Annotated in this window: 7 protein-coding genes (1 of these 7 cut by a window edge); 4 read left to right on the top strand and 3 right to left on the bottom strand. The window is 71.6% G+C overall.

What is annotated here, in order from left to right:
* Together OG538_RS30955 and ptsP are read left to right on the top strand one after the other, a co-directional pair.
* A protein-coding gene (locus OG538_RS30955) for a PTS glucose transporter subunit IIA (RefSeq protein ID WP_406098733.1) crosses the window boundary here: on the top strand, positions 1 to 165 show its 3' end. The gene continues 285 nt to the left of window position 1, outside the view; 165 of the gene's 450 nt are visible here — the last part of the coding sequence; its start codon lies beyond the left edge, outside the window; it ends in the stop codon at positions 163 to 165.
* 75 nt (positions 166 to 240) lie between these two features.
* Positions 241 to 1911: a phosphoenolpyruvate--protein phosphotransferase gene (gene ptsP, locus OG538_RS30950; RefSeq protein ID WP_406098732.1), complete on the top strand. Its 1671-nt coding sequence runs from the start codon at positions 241 to 243 to the stop codon at positions 1909 to 1911.
* Between the two features lie 78 nt (positions 1912 to 1989).
* Here ptsP and OG538_RS30945 read toward each other — a convergent pair whose 3' ends face one another.
* Positions 1990 to 2907: a hypothetical protein gene (locus OG538_RS30945; RefSeq protein ID WP_406098731.1), complete on the bottom strand. Its 918-nt coding sequence runs from the start codon at positions 2905 to 2907 to the stop codon at positions 1990 to 1992.
* A 67-nt stretch (positions 2908 to 2974) separates the two neighbouring features.
* Complete coding sequence (locus tag OG538_RS30940) at positions 2975 to 4951, bottom strand: acetoacetate--CoA ligase (RefSeq protein WP_406098730.1); 1977 nt, start codon at positions 4949 to 4951, stop codon at positions 2975 to 2977.
* A gap of 240 nt (positions 4952 to 5191) precedes the next feature.
* Here OG538_RS30940 and OG538_RS30935 point away from each other — a divergent pair, with 240 nt between their 5' ends.
* A complete protein-coding gene (locus OG538_RS30935) occupies positions 5192 to 7543 on the top strand; it encodes a glycoside hydrolase family 31 protein (RefSeq protein ID WP_406098729.1) in 2352 nt (783 codons plus the stop codon).
* 18 nt (positions 7544 to 7561) lie between these two features.
* On the opposite strand, the gene OG538_RS30930 is transcribed toward OG538_RS30935, so the two are convergent.
* Positions 7562 to 8128 carry an NUDIX domain-containing protein gene (locus OG538_RS30930; RefSeq protein ID WP_406098728.1) on the bottom strand — a complete coding sequence of 189 codons (567 nt, stop codon included), beginning with the start codon at positions 8126 to 8128 and terminating at the stop codon, positions 7562 to 7564.
* Between the two features lie 67 nt (positions 8129 to 8195).
* Here OG538_RS30930 and OG538_RS30925 point away from each other — a divergent pair, with 67 nt between their 5' ends.
* Positions 8196 to 9002, top strand: coding sequence for a M15 family metallopeptidase (locus OG538_RS30925; RefSeq protein WP_406098727.1), 807 nt, complete (start codon positions 8196 to 8198; stop codon positions 9000 to 9002).
* The last annotated feature ends 51 nt before the right edge of the window (positions 9003 to 9053 follow it).

Below are 9053 nucleotides of genomic sequence, written 5' to 3'. Positions count from 1 at the left end.
ACGCGCGGCCAGGGCATCGTCCGGTGGGACCCCGTTGCCGTCGAGGCGGCCGGCAAGTCGCCCGTGTGCCCCGTCGTCGCGCTGGAAGCGACGGCCGATTCGCTCTCCGAGGTCATCGAGGACGGCGACGTGAAGGTCGGCGACACACTGTTCGCTTGGCAGTAACGCGTACGGCTCAGTCCCAGCCGACTGGATATCCATCGCGGGGGCACCTGCCGCCGCACAACCGGAGACGGTGAAATGCAGACAACGCTGCGAGGCGTAGGCGTGAGCCACGGTGTGGCGATCGGCGAGGTACGGCACATGGGCACGGCAGTGCTCGAACCGCCGGCCAAGCAGATTCCGGCTGAGGAGGCCGAGCGCGAGCAGGGGCGGGCCCGGCAGGCCGTGGAAGCCGTGGCGGCCGACCTCGTCGCGCGCGGCAACCTGGCCGGCGGCGAGGCCCAGCACGTGCTGGAAGCCCAGGCGATGATGGCCCAGGACCCCGAGCTCATGGCCGATGTCGACCGGCGCATCGCTGTCGGCAGCACCGCCGAGCGCGGTGTGTACGACGCGTTCGCCTCATACCGCGCCCTGCTCGCCGGTGCCGGTGAGTACTTGGCCGGCCGTGTCGCCGACCTCGACGATGTGCGCAACCGGATCGTGGCCCGCCTGCTCGGCGTGCCGATGCCGGGTGTGCCGGACAGCGATGAGCCGTACGTGCTGATCGCACGCGACCTGGCTCCGGCCGACACGGCACTGCTCGACCCGACGCTGGTCCTCGGCTTCGTCACCGAAGAGGGCGGCCCGACGAGCCACAGCGCGATTCTTGCGCGGGCGCTCGGCGTGCCCGCTGTCGTGGCACTCCCCGGCGCCGGCGAGCTGGCGGAGGGCACGGTCATCGCCGTGGACGGCAGCACCGGCGAGATCTTCGTCGAGCCGAGCGCCGAGAAGCGGGCGGAGCTGGAGAGCTCTGCCGCCGCACGCAAGGCGGCCCTGTCGGCCTCCACCGGTCCGGGCGCGACGTCCGACGGGCACAAGGTGCCGCTCCTCGCGAATGTCGGCGGGCCCAGCGACGTGCCGGCTGCCGTAGCGGCGGGCGCGGAGGGTGTCGGCCTGTTCCGCACCGAGTTCTTGTTCCTCGACGACAGCAAGCAGGCGCCCTCCGAGGAGAAGCAGATCACCGCGTACCGCGCGGTGCTCGAGGCGTTCCCCGAAGGCCGTGTCGTGGTGCGGGTGCTGGATGCCGGGGCGGACAAGCCCCTGGACTTCCTGACTCCGGCCGATGAGCCGAACCCAGCACTGGGCGTGCGTGGGCTGCGCAGTCTGCTGGATCACCCCGATGTGCTGCAGACCCAGCTGACCGCCCTCGCGAAGGCGTCCGAGGGACTCCCTGTCTACCTCGAGGTCATGGCGCCCATGGTCGCGGACCGTGCGGATGCCAAGGCGTTCGCCGACGCGTGCCGGGCGGCCGGCCTGCAGGCGAAGTTCGGCGCGATGGTCGAGATCCCGTCGGCCGCGCTGCGGGCCCGCTCGGTGCTGCAGGAGGTGGAGTTCCTGTCATTGGGCACCAACGACCTGGCGCAGTACACCTTCGCCGCGGACCGTCAGGTGGGTGCGGTGTCCCGGCTTCAGGACCCGTGGCAGCCCGCGCTGCTGGATCTGGTCGCGATGTCGGCCGATGCCGCCAGGGCCGAGGGCAAGAGCTGCGGTGTGTGCGGGGAGGCCGCCGCTGATCCGCTGCTCGCCTGCGTCCTCACCGGTCTGGGTGTGACGTCGCTGTCGATGGGTGCGGCGTCCATCCCCTACGTACGCAGCACGCTGGCGAAGTACACGCTCGCCCAGTGCGAGCGTGCCGCGTCGGCCGCACGTGCGGCGGACTCCGCCGAGGAAGCCCGCGTCGCCGCGCAGGCGGTGCTGTCGGGCGAGTAGGGCATCACGCGGGGCCACCCGGTCCGTGCGTGTGAAGAGGGGCTCCCCGCCGTGGCCGGCAGGGAGCCCCTCCCTGCGTCAGCGGTGCGCCTCCGGTTCGTCGGCGCCGATGTCGAAGCCTGCGCAGTACTCCACGCCGGATTCGGGAGAGACGGGCTCACCGGTGTCGGCGTCGGTGCAATAGGCGCTGAACACCTCCCCTGCGGTGAGCGGGACGAGGCTGCCGCCGGTCAGGCGCCAGCCGTGGACACGCTCCGCGACCCCGGGGGCAGTGGTCCGCAGGACCACGCCCCCATGACGTTCGAGCGCGATGCCGACCGCCAGCACGGTCACGAATTCGGCCCCTTCCGCCGAGTCGAGGTGCGCGGGGCCGGCGATGTCGCGCTCCGTGTGCAGCGCGGCAAGGAGCTGCTCGTTCTCCGTGGGAGTGCTGCAGACCAGATGGTGCGTGCCGGGGCCGGCAGCCTCCAGGGTGCGCAGCAGGAGGTGGGATGCGCGGTCGAACGCGGCCCGGCCGATGTCCTGTCCGCAGTCCGCGCAGTCCCCGAGCCCTGCCAGGAGCATCGTGGCGTATTCCCAGGTCGCCTGCCGGACCGCTCGGGCGACCAGCAGCGGGATCAGGGTGTCGATGGGTTGTCCGGTGTAGGCGACGGTGGCGCCGCTGGCCGCGACCTCCGCGGTGAAGCGGCTGCGGCCCGCCGGGGTGTCGGGTGCGACTCCCGACTCCGCGCAGAACTCCGCGTACTCCTCGGGGTCGAAGAGGGCGACCGTCGTGTGCATGCCCTGTACGGCGAGAGCCCTGAGCAGGCCTTCCACCTGCTGCAGATAGACGGAGTGGTCGTCGAAGACGAAGGTGCGGTAACGGCGCATCGCCGCGAAGTCCTGTTCATCGGTGAGGAGGCCGATGGTGCTCGGTGCTTCGCGGCGCAGCATGCGTCGCATGGTGGTGCCGGCCCGGCCGCGGACGGTGGACCGCTTGTTCCTGGTCTGCGCCATGATTCCCCCAGTGCGCTGTCGAACATTGCTCACTCAGGGTAATCACGAGCACTGACAGTCACCTCGGTCAGCGGCGCTTGCGGGCCAGTTCCTCGTAGAAGTGGAGAAGTTCCAAGTTGTCGATCGAGCCGGGGTTGACGGCCTTGGCCAGTGCGGTTCCCTGGAGCAGGCGCTTGACCGGAACCTCGATGCGCTTGCCGGTGAGGGTGTGGGGGATGCCGGGGACCTCGATGACCTCGTCCGGGACGTGGCGCGGCGAGAGGTTCTCGCGGATGGTGCGCTTGATGCTGTCGCGAAGGGCCTCGTCCAGTGCTGCGCCTTCGGCCAGGTGGACGAACAGCGGCATCCAGTAGCCGCCGTCGGGTTCCTCCAGGCCGATGACGAGGGACTCCCGGATTTCGGGCAGGCGCTCGACGGCTTCGTAGATGTCCGCTGAACCCATGCGGACGCCCTGCCGGTTGAGGGTGGAGTCGGATCGGCCGTGGATGACGACGGAGCCCCGGTCCGTGATGGTGATCCAGTCGCCGTGCCGCCAGATGCCCGGGTACGTCTCGAAGTAGCTGTCCCGGTAGCGGCTGCCGTCCGGGTCGTTCCAGAAGCGGATCGGCATGGACGGCATGGGCTTGGTGACGACGAGTTCGCCGACCTCTCCGGTGAGAGGGGCACCCGCCGGGTCCCAGGACTGGAGGTCCGTGCCGAGGCAGGCGGCCTGGAGTTCGCCGATATGGACGGGGAGGGTGGGGACCGCTCCGGCGAAGCAGCTGCAGACGTCGGTGCCGCCGCTGACGGAGGCGATCCACAGCTCGTCGGCCACTTCGTCGTGGAGCCACCGGAAGCCGTCGGGCGGGAGGGGGGAGCCGGTGGTGGCGACGCACTGGATGCGGGAGAGGTCGAAGTCCCGCCCCGGGTGGATGCCGGCCTTGCGGCAGGCCATGACGTAGGCGGCGGAGGTGCCGAACAGCGTGGCGCCCGTCTGTTCGGCGACGCGCCACTGTGCGCTGATGTCCGGGTAGCCGGGGCTTCCGTCGTACAGCACGAGGGTGGTGCCGGTGAGGAGGCCGGAGACGAGGAAGTTCCACATCATCCAGCCGGTGGAGGTGTACCAGAAGAAGCGGTCCTCGGGGCCGAGGTCGCAGTGCAGGCCGATCTGCTTGAAGTGTTCGAGCAGGATGCCGCCCTGGGACTGGACGATGGCTTTGGGGAGGCCGGTCGTGCCGGAGGAGTAGAGCACCCACAGCGGGTGGTCGAAGGGGACCTGCTCGAAGACGGGTTCGGTGTCGGCTTCGGTGAGGGCGGACCATTCGACGGCGCCTTCGGGGGCGTCGGTGCCGAGCAGCGGGATGTGGACGACTGCGCGCAGGGTGGGCAGTTCACGGCGCAGTTCGGCGACGGTGTCCGCGCGGTGGTGCTCCTTGCCGCCGTAGCGGTAGCCGTCGACGGTGAACAGGACGACGGGTTCGACCTGCTGGAAGCGGTCGAGGACGCTGCGGGCGCCGAAGTCGGGGGCGCAGGAGGTCCAGACGCCGCCGACGGCCGCGGTGGCGAGGAAGGCGACGACCGCCTGCGGGATGTTGGGGAGGTAGCCGCTGACGCGGTCGCCCGGGGTGACGCCGAGGGCGCGGAGTTCGGCGGCGAGGGAGCCGACCTGGCGGCGCAGTGCGGACCAGGAGACGGCGGTCTGGGCATGGGTCTCGTCGACGTGGAGCAGCGCCGGGGCATCGGCGCGAAGGGGGTCCTCCGCTGTGCGCAGCGCGTGTTCGGCGTAGTTGAGGGTGGCGCCGGGGAACCACTGCGCGCCCGGCATGGCGCGGTCACCGATGACGGTCTCGTACGGGGTGGAGAACCGGACGTCGAACCATTCGGCGACGGCCTTCCAGAAGGTGTCGAGCTCGTCGACGGACCAGCGGTGCAGGCTCGCGTAGCCGCCCTCGGCCGGTGCTCCGTGGTGCTCGGCCGCCCAGCTCTGGAAGCGGGTGACGGCTGCGGCCGCGATGCGGTCGGGGCCGGGCTGCCACAGGGGGGCTTCGTCGGCTGCTGAGGTCATGGGGCGGCTCCCTGGCTGTACGGGTACGCGGTGTGTGCGTGTGTCGCGCGCACGGGCTGGGGTGTGCGCGTGAGGCGGCTCCACGGACGATGCCATGTGATCGTCTTTCGCACCAGGGTTGGCCCCCCATGGTCGCGTGTCCTGATATGTGGTGCGGCCACGCCCCGTCCCGGCCGGCCCCGGGTGAACGGAAGTTGAACAGAACCCGCTACCGGATCACCGGGTGGCAGGGTGAGCCGCATGGACGGTCGTGACCTGGTGCGCTCGGTGAAACTGGTGGGTTCGAAGCAGGGGCTGCGTACGGTGCGCTCGGCGTGGCGGCGGGCGCGGGCGGATGCGCGGGCGCTGCCGGCGCGCGGTCCGGAACGGGCGCGGGTGCCGGGGGCCGTGGTGGGTGCGGAGCCGGAGCCGGGGGGCGGGACGGTGAGGTTCGCCCGTTCGGAACTGCGTATCCGGGTGGCGGTGGGCGGGGCGGTCTTCTGGGGGTGGGACGGCGCCGAGCCGCTGCCGTCGTACGCGCTGGCGGATGCTGCACCCGACGCCGATCAACGGGCCGTGCTGGAGCCGGACAAGGACGGTGGGTGGCAGGTGGTGTCGGAGCGGCTGACGGTGGTGGTGTCGCGCCACGGTGCGGTGGAGCTGCGGACCCCGGGCGGGGTGGTGCTGAGGCGGGAGCTGCCGCCCCGGTGGTGGGAGCCGGTGGCGGGTGGTCCGGCGCGGTGGGTGCAACGGTCCGAGGTCCCCGCGGACGCGCGGTTCTTCGGGCTGGGCGGGCGTGCCGCGGGTCCCCGGCTCAGGGACGGCGTGTACGGGCTGTGGAACACCGATCCGGGCGGGCGGTTCGGGCCCCAGGACGATCCGCTGTATCTGACGATGCCGGTGCAGGTGGTGGTCTCGGACGCGGGAACGCATCTGGTGTTCCACGACAACTCCTGGCCGGGGCGGGTGGCGCTGTGCGAGGGCGAGGAGGGTGCGGGCTCCGGTCATGACCGGCCGGGGACGTGCGAGGTGCGGATGGACGGGGGGCCGCTGCGTTGCTGGGTGGTCGTGGGCACACCGGCCCGGGTGCTCCAGGGCTGGTCGGCTCTGACCGGCGCGCCGGCGCTGCCTCCGTCGTGGGCTCTGGGTCCGCAGCATGCGCGGTGGGGGTTCGGGAGCGAGCGCGAGGTGCGGCGGGTCGTCGCGGGGTACCGGGAGCGGGGGCTGCCGTTGTCCGGGCTGCATCTGGACATCGACCACTTCGACGCGCACCGGGTGTTCACGGTGGATCGCGAGCGGTTCCCCGATCTGCCGGGGCTGGCGGAGGAGTTGCGCGAGGACGGGGTGCGGCTGGTGTCGATCGTGGACCCGGCGGTGGCGGCGGCGCCGGGGAACGCGGTCTTCGACAGTGGCGCGGCATTGGGTGATGCGGGCGCGTTCGTCCGGGACGCCCGGGGGCGGACGGTGCGCGGCGAGGTGTGGCCGGGTGAGTGCGTGTATCCGGACTTCACCGATCCGCAGGTGCGCGAGTGGTGGGGCGGACTGTACGAGGAACGGCTGGCGCAGGGCTTCTCCGGTGTCTGGCACGACATGAACGAGCCGGTGTCGTTCACGGCGTTCGGTGAGCCGACCCTTCCCCGCTCGTCCCGGCATTCGCTGGAGGGACGCGGCGGCGATCACCGGGAGGCCCACAACGTGTACGGCCTGGCGATGGCGCGTGCCGGGTATGAGGGGCTGCGCCGGCTGCGACCCCGGGAGCGGCCGTTCCTGTTCTCGCGGTCCGGCTGGGCGGGGATGCAGCGGTACGGGGGCACCTGGTCGGGTGACGTGACGACCGGCTGGCCCGGGCTGCGGGCCTCGTTGGCGCTGGTGCTGGGTCTCGGGCTGTGCGGAGTGCCGTATTCGGGGCCGGATGTGGGCGGATTCGGCGGTTCGCCGTCGCCGGAGCTCTATCTGCGGTGGTTCCAGCTGGGGGCGTATCTTCCCCTGTTCCGTACGCATGCGGCGGTCGACGCGGGGCGGCGGGAGCCGTGGGAGTTCGGGCCGCAGGTGCTCGACGCTGCGCGGGATGTGCTGGTGGAGCGGGAACGGCTGCGTCCGTACTGGGTGACGCTGGCGCAGCTGGCCCGGCTGACCGGGGCCCCGTACGTGCGTCCGCTGTGGTGGGCGGCGCCCGGTGACCGGGCTCTGCGTGCGTGCGAGGACGCGTTCCTGCTGGGGGATGCGTTGCTGGTGGCGCCGGTGCTCGAACCGGGCGTCGAGGAGCGGGCGGTCCGGCTGCCTGCGGGGCGCTGGTACGACACGGTGAGCGGTGCGGTGTACGAGGGGCCGGGGCAGGTGGTGGTCGACGCGCCGCTGTCACGGGTGCCGGTGCTGGCGCGGGCCGGTTCGGTGATTCCGGTGCGGGGTGCGGACGGCGGGCTGGAACTGGAGGTGTGGGCTCCGGCGGCGGGGCGCAGCGGGGCCGGCCCGGTGGTGCGTGACGTGGGTGAGGGCTGGGACCCCGCGGTGGTCGAGCGGTACACGACGCGGCTCGCGGGCGGCCGGGTCGTGGTGGAGCGGGACGGCGAGGAGGGGTTGGTGGACTGTCCGGTCCGGGTGCGGGGGCTCTGAGCGCGGGGTGGTGCGCGGTCAGGCGTAGCGGCCGGTGAAATAGGAGCGGACCGCCTCGGTGTGGAGGGGGAAGGCGAGCGCTCGGGGGGCGTGCAGTACGTCGTATCCGGAGGTCTCGTCGGTCGGCACGGTCGGCGGGAGCGTCGCGACCGGCCGTGCGGGGAGCAGCCCGAAGAGGAGCAGGTGCCCGTCGGGGTCGCTGAGGGCGTCGGCGAGGCGGACGTCGTCGCGGTCCGCCTCGATGCCGGTCTCCTCGTGGAGTTCGCGTACGACCGCGTGTTTCCAGTCCTCGGCGTGGTCGATGAACCCGCCGGGGAGGGCGGTGCCGCCGAGGCAGGGTTCGATGGTGCGGGTGATGACGACGAGCCCGGTGCCCTCGTCGCCGGTGACGGGGAGCAGGGCGACGGCGACGGGCAGCGGGTTGCGGTAGGCGGTGGCGCCGCAGGCGGTGCAGGTGCGCGGCCAGGTGTCCGGGGTCGGCAGTGCGAGGTACGGCGTTCCGCAACTGCCGCAGTGGGAGTCCTTCACGGCCTCCTCCGTTCCTCGTGGTCGTGCGCCGGCAGGCCGGCTCGCCCGTGCGGACACGTGCGGACACGTGCGGACTGTATCCGATCGTCCTCCCGGGACAGCCGGACTGGTGAAGGATGTGCTCATGACAGGTATTGGTTCCGTTTTCCGTGTCCTGGCAGCGACAGCCGCCACCCTGCTCACCGTCACCGTCGCCGCTCCGGCCGCGCAGGCGAAGCCCGAGCCGAAGGCTCCCGGGGAGTTCGTCGCACTGCGCACGGTCGATCCCACGATCATCCAGGAAATGCGCTACCCCACCGGGCACGACTTCATGGGTGTTCCGGTGGACGGATACCGTCAGTCGCTGTGCATCCTGACCCGGCCCGCGGCCGAGGCCCTGCACCGGGCCCAGGTCCGGCTGCTGGCTCAGGGGTACTCCCTGAAGGTGTACGACTGCTACCGCCCCCAGCGGGCCGTCGACCACTTCGTGCGCTGGGCGAAGGATCTCGACGACGAGACGATGAAGGGCGAGTTCTATCCGAAGGTCGACAAGACGCGCCTGTTCGCGGACGGTTACATCGCCGAGAAGTCCGGGCACAGCCGGGGCAGCACGGTGGACCTGACCCTGGTGCGGCTGCCCGCTCTGCCGACCAGGCCCTACGTCCCGGGCGAGAAGCTGGTGCCGTGCTACGCCCCTCAGGCCGACCGCTTCCCGGACAACTCGATCGACATGGGAACCGGCTTCGACTGCTTCGACACGCTCTCGCACACCGACGACCCACGGATCAAGGGCGTGCAGCGCGCCAACCGCCAGTTCCTCAAGAAGACCCTCACCGATGCCGGATTCGTGAATCTGGCCGAGGAGTGGTGGCACTACACCTTCAAGCCGGAACTGTTCCCGGACACCTACTTCGACTTCCCGGTCGCCCGCAGGTCCGTAGCCGGCCACTGAAGCCCGTCGGCGAACACTGAGCGGGCGACCGGGACCACCCCCGTGGGTTCC

The sequence above is a fragment of the Streptomyces sp. NBC_01013 genome (assembly GCF_045162765.1).
Classification (GTDB): domain Bacteria; phylum Actinomycetota; class Actinomycetes; order Streptomycetales; family Streptomycetaceae; genus Streptomyces.
This window is presented reverse-complemented; position numbering and strand designations above follow the sequence as displayed.

Excerpts from the sequence above, each read along its gene's own strand:
- ptsP (WP_406098732.1), top strand. The coding sequence starts at position 241 with ATGCAGACAACGCTGCGAGGCGTAGGCGTGAGCCACGGTGTGGCGATC.
- OG538_RS30945 (WP_406098731.1), bottom strand. The coding sequence starts at position 2,907 with ATGGCGCAGACCAGGAACAAGCGGTCCACCGTCCGCGGCCGGGCCGGC.
- OG538_RS30940 (WP_406098730.1), bottom strand. The coding sequence starts at position 4,951 with ATGACCTCAGCAGCCGACGAAGCCCCCCTGTGGCAGCCCGGCCCCGAC.
- OG538_RS30935 (WP_406098729.1), top strand. The coding sequence starts at position 5,192 with ATGGACGGTCGTGACCTGGTGCGCTCGGTGAAACTGGTGGGTTCGAAG.
- OG538_RS30925 (WP_406098727.1), top strand. The coding sequence starts at position 8,196 with ATGACAGGTATTGGTTCCGTTTTCCGTGTCCTGGCAGCGACAGCCGCC.